This is a genomic window from Stenotrophomonas sp. 99219_Sma (assembly GCF_056480785.1).
In genome coordinates this window covers 3,925,704-3,946,238 of the sequence record NZ_CM151117.1, presented here as the reverse complement: position 1 = coordinate 3,946,238, position 20,535 = coordinate 3,925,704, and the positions used below count along the sequence as shown (strand labels likewise).

17 protein-coding genes are annotated in these 20,535 nt (G+C 66.9%); 11 read left to right on the top strand and 6 right to left on the bottom strand.

Annotation, left to right across the window (positions count from 1 at the left end):
• The first annotated feature begins 4 nt into the window (after nucleotides 1-4).
• Nucleotides 5-910, top strand: a complete 906-nt coding sequence (gnd, locus tag ACZK13_RS17975) for a phosphogluconate dehydrogenase (NAD(+)-dependent, decarboxylating) (RefSeq protein ID WP_110713721.1) — start codon at nucleotides 5-7, stop codon at nucleotides 908-910.
• A gap of 226 nt (nucleotides 911-1,136) precedes the next feature.
• On the opposite strand, the gene ACZK13_RS17970 is transcribed toward gnd, so the two are convergent.
• Nucleotides 1,137-2,180, bottom strand: coding sequence for an oxidoreductase (locus ACZK13_RS17970; RefSeq protein ID WP_125893455.1), 1,044 nt, complete (start codon nucleotides 2,178-2,180; stop codon nucleotides 1,137-1,139).
• 171 nt (nucleotides 2,181-2,351) lie between these two features.
• Between ACZK13_RS17970 and ACZK13_RS17965 the strand changes: the two genes are divergently transcribed.
• From ACZK13_RS17965 to ACZK13_RS17945, 5 genes are all read left to right on the top strand, one after another.
• Nucleotides 2,352-2,735 carry a BON domain-containing protein gene (locus ACZK13_RS17965; protein WP_006470382.1) on the top strand — a complete coding sequence of 128 codons (384 nt, stop codon included), beginning with the start codon at nucleotides 2,352-2,354 and terminating at the stop codon, nucleotides 2,733-2,735.
• 230 nt (nucleotides 2,736-2,965) lie between these two features.
• The gene (locus ACZK13_RS17960) at nucleotides 2,966-4,783 is read left to right on the top strand and encodes a sensor histidine kinase (protein WP_032130516.1); all 1,818 of its coding nucleotides are present in this window, start codon (nucleotides 2,966-2,968) and stop codon (nucleotides 4,781-4,783) included.
• On the top strand, nucleotides 4,780-5,220 hold the full coding sequence (locus tag ACZK13_RS17955; protein WP_005411057.1) for a response regulator: 441 nt from the start codon (nucleotides 4,780-4,782) through the stop codon (nucleotides 5,218-5,220). The genes ACZK13_RS17960 and ACZK13_RS17955 overlap by 4 nt, the downstream gene beginning before the upstream one ends.
• 4 nt (nucleotides 5,221-5,224) lie before the next feature.
• Nucleotides 5,225-6,736 carry a two-component system sensor histidine kinase NtrB gene (locus ACZK13_RS17950; RefSeq protein WP_478482021.1) on the top strand — a complete coding sequence of 504 codons (1,512 nt, stop codon included), beginning with the start codon at nucleotides 5,225-5,227 and terminating at the stop codon, nucleotides 6,734-6,736.
• 40 nt (nucleotides 6,737-6,776) lie between these two features.
• Entirely contained in the window at nucleotides 6,777-6,905 is a 129-nt protein-coding gene (locus ACZK13_RS17945) for a hypothetical protein (protein WP_478482019.1), read from the top strand.
• A gap of 685 nt (nucleotides 6,906-7,590) precedes the next feature.
• Here the strand turns inward: ACZK13_RS17945 and ACZK13_RS17940 are convergent.
• A complete protein-coding gene (locus ACZK13_RS17940; RefSeq protein WP_032130415.1) occupies nucleotides 7,591-8,334 on the bottom strand; it encodes a proteasome-type protease in 744 nt (247 codons plus the stop codon).
• 93 nt (nucleotides 8,335-8,427) lie between these two features.
• Here ACZK13_RS17940 and folK point away from each other — a divergent pair, with 93 nt between their 5' ends.
• Entirely contained in the window at nucleotides 8,428-8,913 is a 486-nt protein-coding gene (folK, locus tag ACZK13_RS17935) for a 2-amino-4-hydroxy-6-hydroxymethyldihydropteridine diphosphokinase (RefSeq protein ID WP_423162541.1), read from the top strand.
• Nucleotides 8,914-8,944: 31 nt separating this feature from the next.
• Here folK and ACZK13_RS17930 read toward each other — a convergent pair whose 3' ends face one another.
• Nucleotides 8,945-9,682: a pteridine reductase gene (locus tag ACZK13_RS17930; RefSeq protein ID WP_024957037.1), complete on the bottom strand. Its 738-nt coding sequence runs from the start codon at nucleotides 9,680-9,682 to the stop codon at nucleotides 8,945-8,947.
• Between the two features lie 59 nt (nucleotides 9,683-9,741).
• Between ACZK13_RS17930 and ACZK13_RS17925 the strand changes: the two genes are divergently transcribed.
• Together ACZK13_RS17925 and ACZK13_RS17920 are read left to right on the top strand one after the other, a co-directional pair.
• Complete coding sequence (locus ACZK13_RS17925) at nucleotides 9,742-10,926, top strand: class I SAM-dependent methyltransferase (protein WP_097048873.1); 1,185 nt, start codon at nucleotides 9,742-9,744, stop codon at nucleotides 10,924-10,926.
• The gene (locus tag ACZK13_RS17920) at nucleotides 10,923-11,315 is read left to right on the top strand and encodes a VanZ family protein (protein ID WP_182266709.1); all 393 of its coding nucleotides are present in this window, start codon (nucleotides 10,923-10,925) and stop codon (nucleotides 11,313-11,315) included. The genes ACZK13_RS17925 and ACZK13_RS17920 overlap by 4 nt, the downstream gene beginning before the upstream one ends.
• A 105-nt stretch (nucleotides 11,316-11,420) precedes the next feature.
• Here the strand turns inward: ACZK13_RS17920 and ACZK13_RS17915 are convergent, their stop codons facing one another.
• The 3 genes from ACZK13_RS17915 to ACZK13_RS17905 all read right to left on the bottom strand — a co-directional run bounded on the left by ACZK13_RS17915 (nucleotide 11,421) and on the right by ACZK13_RS17905 (nucleotide 17,758).
• Complete coding sequence (locus ACZK13_RS17915) at nucleotides 11,421-13,778, bottom strand: beta-N-acetylhexosaminidase (RefSeq protein WP_478482016.1); 2,358 nt, start codon at nucleotides 13,776-13,778, stop codon at nucleotides 11,421-11,423.
• Between the two features lie 111 nt (nucleotides 13,779-13,889).
• Nucleotides 13,890-16,598 carry a TonB-dependent receptor gene (locus ACZK13_RS17910; RefSeq protein WP_478482014.1) on the bottom strand — a complete coding sequence of 903 codons (2,709 nt, stop codon included), beginning with the start codon at nucleotides 16,596-16,598 and terminating at the stop codon, nucleotides 13,890-13,892.
• 143 nt (nucleotides 16,599-16,741) lie between these two features.
• Complete coding sequence (locus ACZK13_RS17905; protein ID WP_049461491.1) at nucleotides 16,742-17,758, bottom strand: glucokinase family protein; 1,017 nt, start codon at nucleotides 17,756-17,758, stop codon at nucleotides 16,742-16,744.
• A gap of 376 nt (nucleotides 17,759-18,134) precedes the next feature.
• Between ACZK13_RS17905 and ACZK13_RS17900 the strand changes: the two genes are divergently transcribed.
• Together ACZK13_RS17900 and ACZK13_RS17895 are read left to right on the top strand one after the other, a co-directional pair.
• Complete coding sequence (locus tag ACZK13_RS17900; RefSeq protein WP_106469126.1) at nucleotides 18,135-19,424, top strand: sugar MFS transporter; 1,290 nt, start codon at nucleotides 18,135-18,137, stop codon at nucleotides 19,422-19,424.
• 39 nt (nucleotides 19,425-19,463) lie between these two features.
• Nucleotides 19,464-20,531, top strand: a complete 1,068-nt coding sequence (locus ACZK13_RS17895; RefSeq protein ID WP_006391719.1) for a LacI family DNA-binding transcriptional regulator — start codon at nucleotides 19,464-19,466, stop codon at nucleotides 20,529-20,531.
• The last annotated feature ends 4 nt before the right edge of the window (nucleotides 20,532-20,535 follow it).

The following is a 20,535-nucleotide window of genomic DNA, read 5'->3' as shown; positions in this document are numbered from 1 at the left end:
AACAATGGACATTGCAATGATCGGCCTTGGCCGCATGGGCGCCAACATGGCCCAGCGCCTGCATCGCGGCGGCCACCGCGTGGTCGGCTACGACCCGGGCGAGGGTGCCCGCCAGCGCGCTGCCGAGGCCGGCCTGGAAGTGGTTGATTCGCTGGCCGCCGCGGTTGCCGCGCTGCCGGTGCCGCGCGTGGTGTGGCTGATGGTGCCGGCCGGCGAAACCGTCGACCAGACCCTGGGCCAGCTGACCCCGCACCTGGCCGAGGGTGACATCGTCATCGATGGCGGCAACTCCAACTACCAGGACTCGATCCGTCGCGCCAAGGCACTGGCCGAAGACGATCTGGGCTACGTCGACTGCGGCACCAGTGGTGGCGTGTGGGGCCTGCAGGAGGGCTACAGCCTGATGGTCGGTGGCGAAGCGTCGGTGGTGGAGCAGATCGCACCGCTGCTGCGCACGCTGGCACCGGCCGAAGATCGTGGCTGGGGTCGTGTCGGCCCGTCCGGCGCTGGCCACTTCACCAAGATGGTCCACAACGGCATCGAGTACGGAATGATGCAGGCCTACGCCGAAGGCTTCGCGCTGATGGAGCGCAAGCAGGAAATGGAACTGGACCTGGCCCAGGTCGCCGACGTCTGGCGCCACGGCAGCGTGGTGCGTTCGTGGCTGCTGGACCTGAGCACTGAAGCCCTCAAGCGCAATCCCTCGCTGGATGGCATCGCCCCGTACGTGGAGGATTCCGGCGAAGGCCGCTGGACCGTGGCCGAAGCGATCGCGCTCGATGTGCCGGCACCGGTGATCACCCTGTCGCTGCTGGAACGCCTGCGCTCGCGCGAATCGAATTCGTTCACCGATCGCCTGCTGTCGGCGATGCGCAATGAATTCGGCGGCCACGCCATCAAGAAATCGTAAGCACCGCGGTGGGGTCGGAGCCCTTCGGCGTTGCCGAAGGGCTCCGACCCCATGAAGCCAGTCGAGCATGGCTCGACTCTACAAAAGCCGTCTCCGATGGTTTCCACGTCGATGTGTCGACCAAGGTCGACACCTACCGTCGGACCCACCCCGCCATCCACGGAATGCCCGCTTTTGACGTTGGCGTTGCCGTTGATTCGGCAGGTGCAGGGCGCAGCCCTGCCGATCACCCCAACGCGATTCGCCGCCCTTCGCGCGCGCTGTCCATGCCGGCCTGCAGCAACCGCATCAGCTGCAGTGCCTGCACCTGGCTGACCGTCGGCTCGCCATCGCCGTGCATCGCCGCCGCGAACTGCGAATACAGCCGCCGGTAGTCGCCCGGCAGGTTGTCCACGGTACTGCGCTGCACATTGTCCTCAGCATCGCAGCGCACCAGCTCGCCGTGCCGTGGGTCGATGCCCCAGCCTGGCGCTCCTGGCGCAACACCGCGCCGCAGCTGTGCCTCCTGCACGTCCAGCCCATGCTTGATCCAGCTGCCACGGCTGCCATGCACACTGAAGTGCGGCGTGGGGGCCGCCACCAGCGAACCGGCATGCACGATCGCGCGATGCCGCGGGTAGTGCAGTACCGCGTGGAAGTAATCGATGCCGCTGCCGCCTTCGCGCTGCACGGCCAGATCGGCATCGATCGCCTCGGGCCAGCCGAACAGCACCAGCATCTGGTCGAGCAGGTGCGGGCCGAGGTCGTACCACAGGCCACTACCCGGCCCGTCCTGCTCGCGCCAGCGGTCGCGCACCTGCGGGCGGTAACGATCAAAGTGTGCATGGCACTCGGCCACGTCACCGAGCGTGCCTTCGGCCAGCAGCGCTTGCAGGGTGAGGAAGTCGGCATCGAAGCGCCGGTTCTGGAACACGGTCGCGATGCGTCCGGCATCACGTGCCGCAGCCAGCACCGCTTCGGCTTCAGCGACATCCAGCGCGAACGGTTTGTCGACCAGCACGTGCTTGCCCGCGGCCAATGCCGCGATCGCCAGCGGTGCGTGTTGTCCGTTCGGTGTGGCGATCACCACTGCGTCCACCGCCGGGTCGTCGAACACCTCCTGCGGCGTGGCGCGCACGTGCACGTCGCTGAACGCGCGCAGCAACGTGTCGCGCTGCGAACTGACGATGCTGTGCAGCACCAGCCCGGGCGTGTGCTGGATCAGCGGCGCATGGAAGACGCGGCCGGCGAGGCCGTAGCCGATCAGGGCCAGTTGCAGGTCGGGGCGCATGAGGCGGCTCCGGCAATGGGGAAGGGCAGGGTAAACGACACCTGCGTACAGGCCAAAACTGAACCGTTGCCGTTGGAATCGCCTCGATTCACAGCGGCATGACCGCAACGCCACGCCTGCTCTACGGAGGCTTGTCCAGACTGGCAGCACATCCCGAAGGAGTACGACACGATGAGCAATACCACCCGCACGCTGATTGCTTCCGCCCTGACCCTGGGCCTGGCGCTGTCCTCCTCGGCTGCCTTCGCCAAGGACCCGGCCGCGAAGAGCCCGCCGACCAGCACCCATCCGGCAACCCATGCTGATCGCCATGACTCCAACGAGCCGGTGACCGATACCTGGATCACCACCAAGGTGAAGGCCGATCTGCTGGCCAGCAGCAACGTTCCGGGCACTGAAATCAAGGTGGAAACCGTGAACGGCGTGGTCAGCCTGAGTGGTGCCGTGGCCACCCAGGCCGAGAAGGACAAGGCGGTCACCACCGCCAAGGGCATCAAGGGCGTGACCCGCGTCGATGCCGCTGCATTGAAGGTCAGCGCTGCTGCCAAGCGCTGACCCCGGAGGGCGCCCCGCATGGGGCGCCCGCTGCCTGGGTAGAGTCGAGCTTGCTCGACTGCCCTTTGGGTTGCAGCCGAGCACGTCTCGGCTCTACCGTGGGTTTCCGCAACCCGTTCAGCCAACCAGGCTGGAAACTCCAGAGTTGTGACCGCCTGCGCTATATTGCCCGTTCCGCCGCAGCCGGGCCGGTATCGGCCTACGCTCCGCGGCTGTGCTGACGAGGAACTATGGCGCTGGTTTTCAGTGATGACATCTGGGACCGTTGGCGGTTGCCGGCCTTGGCGCTGGCCGCCGCCGCGATCATCGTGGTGCCGTGGTTGACCCTGCGCCAACTGCAGCAGGACAGCGAAGATGCGATGGCCTGGGTCAATCATACCCAGGCCGTGGGTGTGGCCCTGCAGCAGCTGCAGGCTGATGTACGCGATGTCGAATCGGCTGCGCTGACCCTGTCCAAGGGTGTGGATGCGCCTGGCCTGCGCGAGCGCATGGCCAAAGCCAATGACCTTCCCGGTCGCCTGGCTGAACTGGGCCGGATGACCCGCGACAATCCTGAGCAGCTGATCCGCATCGGCCGTATCGAGTCGATGCTGGAAGGGCGCATGGCGCTTGCCCGCGAACTGGCAAAGTCCGAACCCAACAGTGATCAGCGCGAGCTGGTGCAGGACCTGAGCACGCGTTACCCGATCCGTGGCCTGGTGGAGGAACTGCAGGCGAGCGAGCAGAAGCTGCTGACACAGCGCGCCGAGCAGGCCGCACGCCAGCGCAAGCAGACCGAGCTGGTGTCGTGGAGTTCGCTGGTGATCCAGCTGGCGCTGCTTGGCCTGGTGCTGTGGCTGCTGCAGCGGCAGATCGGTCGCCGCCTGCATGCCGAACGACAGTCGCTGCGTTCGGCCGCGCGTGCAGCCTCGGTGCTGCAGACCGTGCGTGAGCCGATCGTGCTGCTCGACCGCGACCTGCGTGTGCAGCTGCACAACCCTGCCTTCGCCGAGCTGTACGGGCTGCAGGATGAACGCGCCGATGGCCTGTTGCTGGACACTGTCGGCGACGGTGCATGGAAAGACCCCGTGATGCGCCAGCGACTGTCCGATGTGCTGTTGCGCGGCCGCGAACTGTGGGACTTCGAGCATGAACAGCGCGCCGCCGATGGCATGGTGCGCTACATGCTGCTCAACGCGCGGCGCATGCCGCTGCCGGACACCGACGACGAAGTGGTGTTGCTCACGGTCAGCGACGTCACCGTGCAGCGTGCCGTGCAGCTGCGGGTGGAGGAACTGAACCGCCAGCTGGAAGGCAAGGTTGCGCAGGTGTCCGAGGTCAACAGGGAACTGGAAGCCTTCAGCTACTCGGTGTCGCACGACCTGCGTGCACCACTGCGCCACGTGGCCGGTTTCTCCGACAAGCTGTCGCGCCATCTGGGCGACGCCGCCGATGACAAGAGCCGCCATTACCTGGAGGTGATCTCCAGTTCGGCGCGGCGCATGGCGGCACTGATCGACGACCTGCTGGTCTACTCGCGGCTGGGCCGCGCGGCAATGCGCCAGCAGGCGGTGGACATGCAGTCGCTGGTGGCCGATACCCGCGCCATGCTCGATTCCAACCTGCAGGCCGAGGCCGAGAACAGCGGCCATGCGCACCACGTGGAGTGGAGCATCGCGCCGCTGCCGATCGTGGTGGGCGATGAGAACATGATCCGCCAGGTCTGGCTGAACCTGCTCGGCAACGCGGTGAAGTACTCGGGCAACCGCGAACCAGCGAAGATCCGCGTGGACTACCAGCCGCAGCCTGACGGCGGTCATCAGTTCACGGTCAGCGACAATGGTGCAGGCTTTGACATGGCCTACGCCGGCAAGCTGTTTGGTGTCTTCCAGCGCCTGCACAAGGCCAGCGACTACCCGGGTACCGGCATCGGCCTGGCCAGCGTGCGCCGCGTGCTCACCCGTCATGGCGGCCGTATCTGGGCCGAGGCCGAACCGGACGTCGGCGCCACCTTCCACTTCTACCTGCCTCCCGCGATCGATGCGGACAAACAAGGGCCTTCTGCATGACCACTCTGCGCACCATTCTTCTCGCCGAAGACAGCCCGGCTGATGCCGAAATGGCGATCGACGCCCTGGAAGAGGCGCGTCTGGCCAACCCCATCGTGCACGTCGAGGATGGCGTGGAAGTGATGGACTACCTGTTGCGCCGTGGTGCCTTCGCCAACCGCGAGGAAGGCCTGCCGGCGGTGCTGCTGCTGGACATCAAGATGCCGCGCATGGATGGCCTGGAAGTGCTGCGGCAGATCCGCGAGCACGAAGAGCTCAAGCGCCTGCCGGTGGTGATCCTGTCGTCCTCGCGCGAGGAAAGCGACCTGGCCCGCAGCTGGGACATGGGCGTGAACGCCTATGTGGTCAAGCCGGTGGACGTGGACCAGTTCTTCGGCGCGGTGCAGACCCTGGGCAAGTTCTGGGCGTTGATCAACCAGGCACCGGAACTCGAGTGAGCCCATGCCCCTGACCGGTCCCGCCCTGGGGGCGCTGCGCATCCTGCTGGTGGAGGACTCACCGGAAGATGCCGAGCTGATGTCCGAACAGATGCTCGACGCGGGCCTGGAGGCCCGTTTCGAGCGCGTCGAAAGCGAGGCCGAGCTGCGCCAGGCACTGGTCGCGTTCCAGCCGGACATCGTGCTGTCCGACCTGAGCATGCCGGGGTTCTCCGGTGATGACGCGCTGCGCATCGTGCGCGAGACCTCACCGGAAGTGCCCTTCATCTTCGTCTCCGGCACCATGGGTGAGGAGAATGCGGTGGCGGCGCTGCAGAAGGGCGCCAACGATTACATCATCAAGCACCTGCCGGCGCGCCTGCCGTCGGCGGTGGCGCGTGCGATCCGCGATGCACGCAGCGCCATAGAGCGCGCGCGGGTGGAAACCGAACTGATGCGCGCGCAGCGCCTGGAAAGCCTGTCGCTGCTTGCCGCCGGCCTCAGCCACGACCTGCGCAACATCCTGCAGCCGCTGCTGATCATGCCGGACCTGCTGAAGGCGCGCACCGAGGATCCGCAGCTGCACCACCTGGCCGATGTCATCGCCGAGTGCGGCCGCCGTGGCCACGAGATGGCCGAATCGATGCTGTCGTTCGTGCGCGGCTCGCGCAAGCCGAGCGAGCGCATCGAGATCGATGGCCTGTTCGATGCGGTGGCGCTGCTGTTGCGCAGCAACGTGCCCGATGCGGTGCGCCTGGAGTTGCAGGTGCAGGACGAAGGCCTGGTGGTCGACGCCAACTACACCGAACTGCAGCAGGTGATGCTGAACCTGGCGCTCAACGCGATCCAGGCGATGCCCAACGGCGGGCGCCTGAGCCTGACTGCCAGCCATGCCGGCGAGCGCGATGGCGTGGACTGGATGCAGATCTGCGTGGCCGATGAAGGCATCGGCATGGATGCGGACACGCTGTCGCACCTGTTCAATCCGTTCTTCACCACCAAGGCGGATGGCACCGGCCTGGGGCTGATTTCCTGCAAGCGCATCGTTGAAGGCGCCGGTGGCAGCATCCACGTCAACAGCCAGCCGGGGCAGGGCACCTGCTTCGAGCTGCGCCTGCCGATGCATGAGGCCATCGATGGCAGCGAGCCGATCGAGCAGCTGGTGGCGCTGGGCAGTGGCCAGTCGATCCTGGTGGTCGATGGCGAAGCCACGCGCCTGTCGCTGCTCGGCAACGCGCTGTCCAGCCAGGGTTACCAGTTGCAGCTGGCCTCCGATGGCCCGGCGGCGTTGCGCTGGATGCAGCAGGAGGCGATGCCGGCGCTGGTGATTGCCGATGCCGGTTCCAAGCTGCTGCCGGCCAGCCAGCTGCTGGGCGAGATGGCCACGCTTGGCTACCGCGGTCCGGCGCTGGTGCTGGAAGACGCAACGGTGGATGTATCGGCCGATGCATTCCCCGCTGGCGTGGAAGTGCACGTGCTGCGTAAGCCGCTGCAGATGCAGCAGGTGTTCCGCGCGGTGGCCGAAGCGCTGGGCTGATGCCGCGGTAGTGCCGGCCGCTGGCCGGCATCGCCGTGCGATGGGATCACTGCGGTTGCCGGCCAGCGGCCGGCACTACCGGTCCCCGGTTTCCCTGGAGATGCGTGGCTGGTATTGGCCGCTGCAGATGCAGCAGGTGTTCCGCGCGGTGGCCGAAGCGCTGGGCTGATGCCCGGCACTACCGGTCCCCGGTTTCCCTGGAGATGCGTGGCTGGTATTGGCCGCTGCCGATGCAGCAGGTGTTCCGCGCGGTGGCTGAAGCGCTGGGCTGATGCCCCGGTAGTGCCGGCCGCTGGCCGGCATTCCCGTGCGGTGGGATCACTGCGGTTGCCGGCCAGCGGCCGGCACTACCGGTCCCCGGTTTCCCTGGAGATGCGTGGCTGGATTTAGCCGCTGCAGATGCAGCAGGTGTTCCGCGCGGTGGCTGAAGCGCTGGGCTGATGCCGCGGTAGTGCCGGCCGCTGGCCGGCATCGCCGTGCGATGGGATCACTGCGGTTGCCGGCCAGCGGCCGGCACTACCGGTCCCCGGTTTCCCTGGAGATGCGTGGCTGGTATTGGCCGCTGCCGATGCAGCAGGTCTTCCGCGCGGTGGCCGAAGCGCTGGGCTGATGCCGCGGTAGTGCCGGCCGCTGGCCGGCATTCCCGTGCAGTGGGATCACTGCGGTTGCCGGCCAGCGGCCGGCACTACCGGTCCCCGGTTTCTCTGGAGATGCGTGGCTGGTATTGGCCGCTGCCGATGCAGCAGGTCTTCCGCGCGGTGGCCGAAGCGCTGGGCTGATGCCGCGGTAGTGCCGGCCGCTGGCCGGCATTCCCGTGCGGTAGGATCACTGCGGTTGCCGGCCAGCGGCCGGCACTACCGGTCCAGGGTTTCCCAGGGGAACCGTGGTAGTGCGTCCACCGCCTGTTCCAGCCGCCGCGACCAGTTCTGGTGAATATCGGCATACAACGCCGAATCCGCGCCCAGCCGCAGCTGCTGACCGATGCGCAGCTCGCCGTCGCGCAGCAGCGCCAGATCGATCGGCAGGCCCACCGACAGGTTGGAACGGATGGTGGAGTCCAGCGAGACGATCGCCGTACGCGCGGCATCCTCCAGGTGTGTGGCCGGGCTGAGGATGCGGTCCAGGATGGGCTTGCCGTACTTGGACTCACCGATCTGCAGGTAGGGCGTCTCCGGCGAAGCAGCGATGGCGTTGCCGAGCGGGTAGATCATGTACAGCCCGGGACGCTCGCCGGCGATCTGGCCGCCGAAGATCAGCGTGGCCTGGGTGTTGACCCCGTCATGGCCGTGTTCGCTGTGGCTGCTGTGCACCTGGCTGTCCACCAGCAGCTGGCCGACGTACTCGGCGGCTTCGAACAGATGGGCCATGTCGCGCAGGTTGGGCGTGCGCCGTTCGGCGGCATCGCGCCCCAGGCGCGACACCAGCAGCTGGGTGGTGGCCAGGTTGCCAGCCGCCATCAGCACGTAGGCTGCCTGGCCGGGGTACTCGAACACGTGCAGCTTGCGGTGCACGCGCACATCGTCCAGCGAGGCATTGGTCCGGGTGTCGGCGGCGAAGACCAGGCCCTCGTCCACCTCGATTCCAACGCAATAGGTCATGTCGGTGCCCTATCATGTGCGTCCCGGATTGTAGGCAGGCCGCCGTGACGACGGCATGTCCACGCCCCCCCCAAGTGCCGTCACCTGAACCGCATGACCACCGTGCTCCTGAGCCTGGGCAGCAACGTCCAGCCCCGTCGCTACCTCCACGCCGCGGTGGCGGCCCTGCGCGAGCGCTTCGGCGCGCTGCAGGTGTCGCCCGCCTACCGTACCGCCGCGGTCGGCTTCGATGGCCCGGCCTTCCTCAACAATGCGGTGGCGATCGAAACCGACCTGCCGCTGCAGGAACTGGACGAGTGGCTGCATGCGCTGGAAGACGCGCACGGGCGCGACCGCAGCGGGCCGCGCTTCTCCGATCGGACCCTGGACATCGACGTAGTGTTCTACGGGGATCTGGTGGTGGAAGGTCCCGGCCACCTGCGCATTCCGCGCCCGGAGCTGAAGCACGCCTTCGTGCTGAAGCCGCTGGCCGACATCGCGCCGGGCTTCATCGACCCGGTCAGCGGGCAGGACCTGGCAACGCTGTGGCGTGCGCACAGACAGTTTGGCGAGGCGTTCGAGGTGGTGGACCTCGGATGACGGAGGTTGCCGGCCAGCGGCCGGCACTACCTCAACTGACCGTACGCCCACCATCCACGCGCAAAGTGTGGCCGGTGACGAAGCTGGCTTCGGCCACCAGCCAGTAGACCGCCTCGGCGATCTCCTCGACCGTGCCGATCCGTGCCAGCGGCGTGCGTGCCAGCAGCGCCTCGCGGGCGAAATCGTCCTTGCCCTGTTCCGGCCACAGGATCGCCCCCGGCGCTACCGCATTGACCCGCACTTTCGGCGCCAGCTCCAGCGCCAGCGAGCGGGTGGCCATCTCCAGCGCGGCCTTGGCCATGGTGTAGGCGATGTGGTCGCGCATCGGGTCGGTGCCGTGCAGGTCGGTCAGGTTGACGATGCAGCCCTGCTGGCGGCGCAGGTAGGGCGCCGCCGCCTGTGACAGCAGCAGCGGCGCGCGCGCATTGACCGCATACAGCTCGTCCATCGCCTCGGCGGTGACCTGGCCGAGCGGGGTGGGGAAGAAGTTGGAGGCGTTGTTGACCAGTGCATCCAGTCGCCCGAAGTGGGTGACGGCCTGCTCCACCAGGTCGGCCAGGGCGTCGGCGTCGCGCAGGTCGGCCTGCAGGGCCAGCACGCTGCCCGGGCGCACGTTGTCGAAATCGAACGCGGCCTGCTGCAGCTCCGCGCTGGAGGTGTTGGCGTGCAGCACCACCGACCAGCCACAGGCATGGAACTGGCGGGCGATGGCCGCACCGATCCGGCGCGCGCTGCCGGTGATCAGGACCACGGGGTGGGTGTCGCTCATCGAGGGTCCTCCAAGGCTCGGCTATCCTGTGCACCATTGTCACCGCATTCGAAGACGCCATGCAGCCCACCTTCCCCCTGCCCGAAGCCGATGCCCTGGCCCACAGCGACCAGCTGGCCGCCGCCCTGCGTGCCGAAATCCTTGCGCAGGGCGGGGCGATGCCGTTCTCGCGCTTCATGGAACTGTGCCTGTACGCCCCCGGCTGGGGCTATTACAGCGCCGGCGCCAGCAAGTTCGGTGGCAGCGGTGACTTCACCACCGCGCCCGAGCTCGGCAGCCTGTTCGCCGGCAGCGTGGCCAATGCGCTGGCGCCGGTGTTCGCCCAGCTGGGTGCGCAGGCGCGGATGCTGGAACTGGGCGGTGGTACCGGCGCCTTCGCCGAAGCGGTGCTGCTGCGCCTGGCCGAGCTCGACGCGCTGCCGTCGCGCTACGCCATCCTCGAACCCAGTGCGGACCTGCGCGAGCGCCAGCAGCAGCGCCTGCAGCAGAACCTGCCGGCCGAGCTGGCGGCGCGCGTGGACTGGGTCGACCGCCCGTTCGAGGAGGACTGGGAGGGCGTGGTGTTTGCCAACGAGGTGATCGACGCGCTGCCGACCCCGCGCTTCCTGATCCGGGATGGCGAGGTCTACGAGGAAACCGTCGAGCTGGATGCCGAAGGCAACTTCATCCGCGGCGCGCAGCCAGCCGACATCCTGCTCAATGGCGCGGTACGCCACATCGAGCGCTACCTGGAAAAGCCCTTCGCCGAGGGCTACCGCTCCGAAGTGCTGCCGCAGCTGCCGTACTGGCTGCAGGCGGTCGCCGGTGGTCTGCAGCGTGGCGCGATGCTGTTCGTCGACTACGGTTACAACCGCGGCGAGTTCTACCAGCACGACCGCGATGATGGCACCGTGCGTGCGTTCTACCGCCACCACGTGCACAACGACGTGCATCGTTGGCCGGGCCTGCAGGACATCACGGCGTCGGTGGATTTCACCGCGATGGCCGAGGCCGGCATGCACGGCGGTTTCGAGCTGGCCGGTTACTGCAGCCAGGCCAGTTTCCTGCTTGGCAACGGCCTGGACCAGGTGCTGCTGCTGGCCGAGGAACGCACCGATGAGGTCGGCCGCATCCAGCTGCGCGACCAGGTGAAGAAGCTGACCCTGCCGACGGAGATGGGCGAGCGCTTCCAGGCTATCGGCCTGCAGCGTGGCGTCGACTTCGAACCGGCCTTCGAGCTGGGTGACCTGAGCTGGCGCCTGTGAGCCACGCGTTGCCGGTGATCAAGCCGCTGCTGCGGCCCCGGTTGTGGGCCGCGCTGTGGGCGGCGGCAGTACTGCTGGTGATCGTGGTGTGCCTGATCCCACCACCGCCGATTCCGTTGCCGGAAAACAGCGACAAGGGCGAACACTTCCTCGCCTATTTCATCCTGGCCGGCAGCGCGGTGCAGCTGTTCCGTCGGGGCCGCCCGCTGCTGTGGGTGGGCGTGGGCCTGGTGCTGATGGGCATCGGCATCGAGTTCGCGCAGGGCGCGCTGACCAGCAACCGCATGGCCGACCCAATGGATGCGCTGGCCAACACCATTGGCGTGCTGGCCGGCATGGCCACTGCACTGACCCCGATGCGCGACCTGCTGCTGCGCTGGCGCGGGTAAAGGCGTGCCAACCAAGGTTGGCACCTACCGGTAGATCCACGCCATGCGTGGATGAACTGCCCGGGGTGCCGACCAGGGTCGGCACCCACCAGGACAGACCTGCCGTCATTTCCCCAGCGTGACCTCATCCAGCACCCACATCGCCGGGCGCGTGTCGCCGGTGAAGTTGATGCACAGGTCGCCGTTACCCTGGGTGCCCTTCGGCAGCGTCGCACGCAGGGTCAGGAAGCCATCGGCATCGGGCTTGGCCGGCAGCGGTACCTCAGCCAGCACCTTGCCGCTGCAGTCGCCGCGACGCACCTGCATCTCGCCATGCGCGCGCTTGGCCTTCTCGAAGCGACGCTTGGGCTCGTCGTGGGCCAGCTGGAAGTAGTACGGGATGCGACCTGCACGCACTTCCACGCTGCCGATGCCGTCCAGCTGCGCCTGCGGCCAGCGCCAGCACGGCTGGAAGATGTCCACGTTGAACACCGCACGGTTGCCTTCGCGGGGGCCATCGTCTTCCAGGCGCAGCACCAGCCCCTTCTTGCCCACGCAGCTGAGCAGTTCATCACTGCGGCGGCTGAGCAGCGATTGCGCAGTGAAGTCCGCAACCGTCGGCTTCGCGGCCAGCATCTGGCCCTGGTAGAACGCGGCGGCCTGCACGGCGGCGGGCAGCTGCGCCGTCAGCGGCTGCTGGTACAGCGCGGACTGCGCGGTCACCGGCTGGCCATCGGTGCTGTAGCGCACTTCATAGCCCAGCGGATTGGCCAGCGACACGGTCACGGTGTTCTTCGCACGATCATCGGTGTAGTCCACGCCTACTTCGAACGGGGTCTGCGCATAGGCCAGGCCCCAGGCACGGTAGCGCTGCAGCTGTGCCGGCAGGCGTGCGAGGAAATCGCGGAAGTCGCGATGTTCCGGCGTGCTCCAACCGGTCTCGGCCACAGCGGCCAGGCGCGGGAACAGGTTGTGCTGCAGGCGCGCATAGCTGCGCGTGTGCTCGGTGAACATGTTGGCCTGCAGGCCGAGAATGTGCCCGCGCTTGTCTGCGGCCAGTTCGGCCGGCACCGGCTCGAAGTTGTAGAGCTTGCCGAGATTGACCTGGCTCGGACGGCCCGGCGGTTCGTTCGGCGAGGCCGTCTGCAGGTAATCCAGATAGAGGTAGCCGACCGGCGACATGATCACGTCATGGCCGGCGCTGGCCGCGGCCAGGCCGCCTTCGGTGCCCTGCCAGGACATCACCGTGGCCTGCGGCGGCAGCCCGCCTTCGAGGATCTCATCCCAGCCGATCAGGCGCCGGTCGTGCTCCTCCAGGAAGGTCTCCAGGCGCTTGATGATGTGGCTCTGCATGGCCATTTCATCCTTGATGCCCAGCGCACGCATGCGCTGCTGCACCTGCTTCGACGCTTCCCACTGGTCCTTCACCGCCTCGTCGCCACCGACGTGCACGTACTTGGCCGGGAACAGGTCGATCACTTCTTCCAGCACGTTTTCCAGGAAGGTGACGGTGCTGTCTTCAGTGTTGAACAGGTTGGGGAACACGCCCCATTCGCTGATCGGCTTCAACGGCGTATCGATGGTGCCCAGCTCCGGATACGCAGCAATCGCGGCAGTCGCGTGGCCCGGGACATCGATTTCCGGGATCACCTGGATATGCAGCTTCGCGGCATAGGCGATCACTTCGCGGATCTGGTCCTGCGTGTAGAAGCCGCAGTACGGATGCTCCTGGCCGCTGACCGGATCGATGCCGCCATCGCCGGCCGGCAGGCGGCAGCTGCCCACCTCGGTCAGCTTCGGGTAGCGCTTGATCTCCATGCGCCAGCCCTGGTCATCGGTAAGGTGCCAGTGGAAGGTGTTGAGCTTGTGCGCAGCCATTGCGTCGAGCACGCGCTTGATCTCGTCCAGGCTCTGGAAATGCCGTGCCGAGTCGAGCATGAAGCCGCGCCAGCTGAAGCGTGGCGCATCCTGGATCTGCACCGCTGGCAGCACCCCGTTGCTGCCGCCGGTGGCGAGCTGGGCGAGGGTGGTCGCGCCATAGAACAGGCCGGTTTCGTTGCCGGCCTGGATCAGCACGCCCTGCGCGGTGCTCTCCAGCGTGTAGCTTTCGCCGCTGTCGCGGAAGGTGGGCACGATCTGGAAGCGGATGCTGCCGGTCTTGGCTGCAGCCTTGCCCTTGGCCAGGACCAGGCGCGGGCCACCACTGCGGGCCAGCAGGTCGGCGAACTGGGCGGCGACGCGCTGCGCGACTTCGCCTTCGGCCTGCAGCACGGTGTCGGCGCGAACGGTGATGCCGCTGCCCTGGCCGGCCTGCACATTGCTGGGGGCGGGAATCAGCATCAGGCTGCCGGCGCGCAGCTGCGGGCCGGGTGCTTCAGCGGCAGGCGTGGGATCGGCGGCGAGTGCCGGCAGTGCCGGCAGCAGGGCGAGCAGGCTGCCCAGCAGCACTGCGCTGCGCATCCGGGCGCGGGAAGGCTTGACCATCGGAACGACTCCTTGGAACGGTGCGATGAACGCTATACATGAAAAACGCCGGGCCCGGAATGACCCAGGCCCGGCGTGCGTGCACGACTCGGCGATGTTGCCGCCGCTGGATCAGTACTTGAAGCGGAAGTTGAGGTAGTACTGGCGGCCGTTGCTGTAGAACGAGGTCGGGATGGCCGCGGTCTGGTAGTACTTGTAGGTCGGGTTGTTGAGGTTGAGCGCATCGAAGCTGATGCTCAGCCAGTCGGTGGCCTTGTAGCTCAGCGATGCCGACAGCGTGCCGAAGTCATCCTGGTAGTACGGGTTGGCACCGGACAGGCCGATCAGGAACGACGAACGGCGCGTGTAGCTGACGCGTGCACCGAAGGTGTCGTTCTCGAAGTAGGCACCCACGTTGTAGGTGTTCTTCGAAGTGCCCAGCAGGTTGTCGGTTCCATCGGCCCAGGTGTGCTCGGTGCTGCCATCAGCGTAGGTGTAGTTCGCGTTGACGCCGAAGTATTCGCCGATCGGCTGTTCATAGGCCACTTCAATACCGCGTACCTTGCCGTCGGCATTGCGCGGGCGGGAGATGTTGTATTCCTCGAGGCGGTTGGTCAGCTCGCTGAACAGCATTTCCTTCTCGGTGCTGAAGGCCACGTAGTCCTTCAGGCGCATCGAGTACGCACCGATCGACAACATGCCGCGCGGCATGAAGTACCACTCCAGGTTGGCATCGAAGTTGGTCGACACCACCGGCTTCAGCTTCGGATTGCCGCCGCCGCCGGTACGGTTCAGGTCCGAACCGTAGGATGAAGCGCCCAGGGCCGAGAAGTCCGGCAGAGTCTGCGTCTGCGACGCAGCCACGCGCAGCACCAGATCGTCACGCAGGTCGTACTTGAAGTTGGCGCTCGGCAGCACACGGTTGTGCTTGTTCTCGAAGGCCTGGCGGGTCCAGGCACCGAACAGGCTGCTCACGTCCGGCACAGTCGAACCGGTGGCGGCCGCGTAGGTATCGATGTCCTGCTTGATGTTGACGTAGCGCAGGCCGACGTTGCCGCTCCAGCGGTCGCCGCTGAAATTGCCCTGCACGTAGGCAGCGAAGTTCTTCTCCGACACCTTCCATTCGGCGCCGTAGTTGTGGCGGCCAGTCGGGCCATCATTGCCGGACAGCCAGGTGGAGTTGTTGGTCACTGCATCCTTCAGTGCACCTGGGGTGAAGTACCACAGGTCGCGCGGGAAGCTGCCACCGATGCCGTTGGCGAAGCCACCGGGGAAGTTGGCGGTCGCGCCGTTCTTCAGCGCATTCCAGATCGCGCCCGGGGTTGCGCCTTCCGGCGACTTGGCCTCGCGCTTGTGGTCGCCGAAGCGGGCGCCGAAATCGATCGAGTTCAGTACGCCGGCATCGGCGAAGTACTGGTTGAAATCGAGCGTGGCCCACTTTTCCTTGTCGATCGCGGTGACCTGCTGGTTGCCCCAGGTGCCGAAGTCGGTCACGCCGCCCGGACCGATGTTGCCACCAACGTTCCAGTCGATCGGCGAGCCGTTGCCGTGGGTCGACCAGTTGGCACCGCCACCGCGGGCCAGGTTGACCTCGGCGATGTACTGGCGCGGCGTATCGCCGGTGCCCTTGGTGTTGCCGGCCTGGAACTTCATGCCCAGGTTGTCGCTGATTTGCCAGTCGGCATCGAAGGTGATGTAGTTGGTCTTGGCCTTCGACTCGCGGTAGATCATGTCGTACACCGCGTAGTCGCGGTCGGCCTGGCCGGCGAAGGTGGCGTTGGCCAGTACGCCATCCTTGACGACGTAACCCGGATTGGGGGCCTGGCCCGGAATCAGGATCTTGTTGCCATTGGCATCTTCAACGGTGCGGTCGTTGAGGATGCGGCCGCCCCACAGCATGAAGTTGCGGTTGTAGTTGTTCGCCTTCAGTTCCGAGCTGAAGCCTTCCAGGCCCAGGGTCAGGTTGTCCATCGGCTTGAACTGCAGCGACACCAGGCCGCCCTTGCGCTCGCGGGTCTGTTCGAACAGGGTCGAGCCGAGCAGGCCCGGCGCGTACACGCCGGCCAGGTCCGGGTTGGACTTGGCCACGGTGCCATTCGGATCGATCTGGAAGAAGCCGCCCGGTACTTCCTGCGCTTCGCGGCGCAGCTCGCGCTTCTGGCTGAAGGCCTGCACCATCACGCCGAAGTTGCCTTCATCGTTTTTGTAGTTGAACAGCGCCGACAGCTGCGGGTCGTTCGACTTGGCCTGGTCCGAACGCACCATGCCGACCGAACCTTCTGCGGTGAGCTGCTTGGAGAATTCCAGCGGCTTGCGGGTGAGGATGTTGACGGTACCGGTGGTGCCGCCGTCCTGCAGCTTGGCCTGCGAGGACTTGTTCACTTCCACCGAGCGCACCAGTTCCGACGGCAGCAGCGAGTAGCTGACGCTGCGGCCGACGTTGTTGCCCTGGCTGAGCACGAACCAGTCGGCCGAGCCGACGGTATGGCCGTTGATCAGGGTCTGGGTCAGGCTCGGGCTGGTGCCGCGCAGGCTGACACGGTCGGCTTCGTCGAAGCCGCCTTCGTCGGCGCTGGACGAGCTGATGTTCACACCCGGCAGGCGCTGCAGGGTGTCGGCGACGTTGTGCGCGGGCAGCTTGCCCACGTCTTCGGCGGTGACCACTTCCACGCGCGCATTGGCTTCGCGCTTGGTATCCAGCGACTTTTCCATCGAACCACGGATGCCGGTGACCTGCACGGTATCCAGGTCGGTGGCGGTCTGGGTGGCCTGCTGCGCGTGCGCGCTGAAGGCGAGGCAGCTGACGATGGCGGCCGAAAGCAGGGTCTTGCGGGTGTTCATGATGTCTCTCCTCATCACTCGATTGGATGCCGGCGGCGGTGTTCGATTACGGTTGCGATGACATGCGCGGGGCGGCGGCGAAGTCCCGTGCGTTGGCGTGCCACGTACTGCGTGCTGCGATTGCGTTGAAGCCTGTTGCGGTGTCAGGCGGCCGACTGCTGCAGGTACCAGCTGGCAGCGCCGACCACGCCCAGCTGGCCGTGCTCGACGACCTTCACCGGGATGCGTGCCAGCGCTTCGCCCATCGGTCCCTTCTGCAGGTAGCGTTCGACGAAAGTGCTGGCGTGCAGGTATTCACGGATCTGCGGCAGGATGCCGCCGGCCAGGTAGACGCCACCGTGGGCGCCGTAGAACAGCGCCATGTCGCCGATGGTGCTGCCGAGCAGGCCGCAGAACACATCCAGCGCCTGGCGCGCATGTGCATCGCTGTCGGCCATGGCCGCAGCGGTGACCGCGTCGGGGCTGGTCAGGCTCGGCGCCTGGCCCTGCAGTGCGCACACCGCGCGGTACAGGTTCATCAGGCCCGGGCCGGAGATCGCGTGTTCGATCGACACGTGCGCGCGGTCGCGCTGCATGTGGCGGACGATGGCCATTTCCAGTTCGGTGCTGGCGGCCAGGGTCGGTTGCCCGGCTTCGGTCGGGAGCACGACCGGGCCGTGCGCGGTAGGGATCCACAGCGCGGCGCCGAGGCCGGTGCCGGGGCCGACCACCAGGGTCGGGCCGCGGGCGGCGGTTTCCGGTCCGCACAGGTGCAGCACGCCACTGGCGTCAACCTGCGCGGCGGCGTAGGCCACGGCTTCGAAGTCGTTGACGATGTAGACCCGCTGCAGGCCGACGTCGGCTTCCACCTGGCGCGCCGACAGCGGCCACGGCAGGTTGGCGGTGATCACCGTGCCGTCCTCGCGGGCGTAGCCGGCACTGGCGACCACGCAATGCGTGGGCCGCGGGCCTTCGCCGAGGAAGTCGGACAGGATCGCGCTGAGGCCGGCATGGTCGGCGTTGCGGTACTTGCGGTACTCCAGCACCTGCACCGGATGGGCGGCATCACCGCTGGCCTGGACCCGGGCCACGCGCACATGGGTGCCACCGACGTCGGCGGCCAGGAACGTCGGCGCGACTCGGGACAGGACATGGGCCGGGGCGGGGTGGCTGGCGGTCACGCGGGCTCCTGCTGCAGGTGGGGCCGGACCCGGGATCGGGGGCGGCGATTGGGGCGGAGTCTGTAACCCCGCTGACAACGATGTCAACGAGTTCGTGACACTTTCGTTGCTGCATCGCAACGAATGCGACATGCAGTAAACGTTTACATGGCGTGAGTGCAGGTTTCACGTGGGAACCGTTGCCGCACATGGGCCAAGGCCTTCGGCGCATTCAGCACGATGCGTTGCGATCGGGTTGCGCAGTGCAGCACGAGGTTCACAGGGCTGCGCGTGGAAGTTGACAAACCGCGGCTGTCCATCGAAAGAATGTGACAACGTTGTTCCCAGCCACTCTCCGACGCCGCGTTCTGCGGCCGTCGCCGCAGGAGCCCTCCTGATGTCCGCCGTCCCCGCTGCAAGCGCGCGCCCGAACGTGGCCACCTCCATCGCCATCGTAGGCGTGTTGTTCTTCCTGATCGGCTTCTTCACCTGGCTCAACGGCCCGCTGATCACCTTCGTCAAGTTGGCCTTCGAACTCAGCGAGGTCGGTGCCTTCCTGGTGCTGATGGTGTTCTACCTGTCCTACTTCTTCCTGGCCCTGCCGGCGTCGTGGATCCTGCGCCGCACCGGCATGAAAAAGGGCCTCAGCCTGAGCCTGCTGGTGATGGCCGGTGGTGCTGCGTTGTTCGGTGAGTTCGCCACCCAGCGCTGGTACCCGGGCGCGCTTGGCGGCCTGTTCGTGATCGGCAGCGGCCTGGCCCTGCTGCAGACTGCGATCAACCCCTACATCTCCATCCTCGGCCCGATCGAGACGGCGGCACGCCGCATCGCGCTGATGGGCATCTGCAACAAGATCGCCGGCATGCTGGCGCCGGTGCTGATCGGCACGCTGGTGCTGCACGGCATCGGTGACCTCGATGCACAGGTGCAGGCCGCAGATGCGGTCACAAAGGCCGCGCTGCTGAACGAGTTTGCCGCCAAGATCCACACCCCGTACCTGGCGATGGCTGCGCTGCTGGTGGTGCTGGCGGTGGCGGTGCTGTTCTCGCCGCTGCCGGAAATCAAGTCGTCCGAAGCCAACGCCACGCCGGCGGCTGCCGGTGCCGCCGAGCGTCGCAGCATCTTCCAGTTCCCGCATCTGTGGCTGGGCGTGCTGTGCCTGTTCGTCTACGTGGGCGTGGAGGTGATGGCCGGCGATGCCATCGGTACCTACGGCCACGGCTTCGACCTGCCGCTGGACCAGACCAAGATGTTCACCTCGCTTACCCTGGGCGCAATGCTGGTCGGTTACGTGGTCGGCCTGCTGCTGATCCCCAAGGTTGTCTCGCAGTCGCGCTACCTGACCATTTCGGCGGTGCTTGGCGTGGTGTTCTGTCTTGGCGCCTGGGCCACCCACGGCTATGTGTCGGTAGCCTTCGTGGCCCTGCTGGGCTTTGCCAACGCCATGATGTGGCCGGCCATCTTCCCGCTGGCGATCCGTGGCCTGGGCCGCTTCACCGAAACCGGCTCGGCCCTGCTGGTGATGGGCATCGCCGGTGGCGCGATCATTCCGCAGCTGTTCGCCGTGCTCAAGCAGCACATCGACTTCCAGCTGGTGTTCGTTCTGCTGATGGTGCCGTGCTACCTGTACATCCTGTTCTATTCGGTGATCGGGCATCGCGCCGGCCTGCCGCAGGACAAGGCCTGATCGGCGATGATGGACGGCAGCCAACCCCAGGGAAAACCCATGCGCAGAGCGACTATCAAGGACGTTGCGGAGAAAGCCAAGGTCTCGCTGAAGACGGTCTCGCGCGTGATCAACAACGAGCCCTCGGTGATGCAGGCCACCCGCGCGCGGGTGCTGCGTGCCATCGCCGAGCTCGACTACGAACCCGATCCGTCCGCGCGCAACCTGCGCAGCGGCACCACCTTCGTGATCGGGCTGGTCTACGACAACCCGAACCCGTACCACATCATCGGCGTGCAGAACGGCGTGCTGGCCGCGTGCCGCGAGACCGGTTTCGGCCTGCAGATCCATCCCTGCGATTCCAGCTCGCCGCTGCTGGCCGATGAGCTGGCCGACTGGGTGCAGCGTTCGCGCCTGGCCGGGTTGGTGCTGACCGCACCGATGTCCGAGCGCCGCGACCTGATCCAGGCGCTGACCGCGCGCGGCATCAAGCTGGTGCGCATCATTGCGGCCACCGAAGACCCGGCCGATGGTGCCTGCGTATTCGTCGACGACCGCGAGGCCGCCTACGAGATCACCGAGCACCTGATCCAGCTGGGCCACCAGCGCATCGGCTTCCTCTGGGGCGGCATCTCGCACCGCTCCTCGGGCGAACGCTATGCCGGTTACGAAGCCGCGCTGAAGGACTACGGCATGACCGTGGACAAGCATCTGGTGGTGCAGGGCGACTACACCTTCGACGATGGTTTCCGCGGCGCGCGCCGCCTGCTGGCGCTGCGCGAGCCGCCCACCGCCATCTTCGGTTCCAACGACGAAATCGCTGCCGGCGTGCTGGCCGCTGCCAAGTCGGCCGGCATGAACGTGCCCTACGACCTGTCCATTGCCGGTTTCGAGGACAGCCCGTTCTCGCGCCAGTCGTGGCCACCGCTGACCACCGCCAAGCAGGCCACCGAAGACATCGCCCGCCACGCCGCGCGCCTGCTGATCGCACAGCTGCGCAGCGACGCCTATGACGATGCGCCGGCACCGCTGCACAACCAGGGCTTCGTGCCGCAGCTGGTGGTGCGCGGTTCGACCGCGCCGATGCGCCCGGCCGGCGCACGCCCCCTTCCTTCCGATCCTGCCTGAGCCT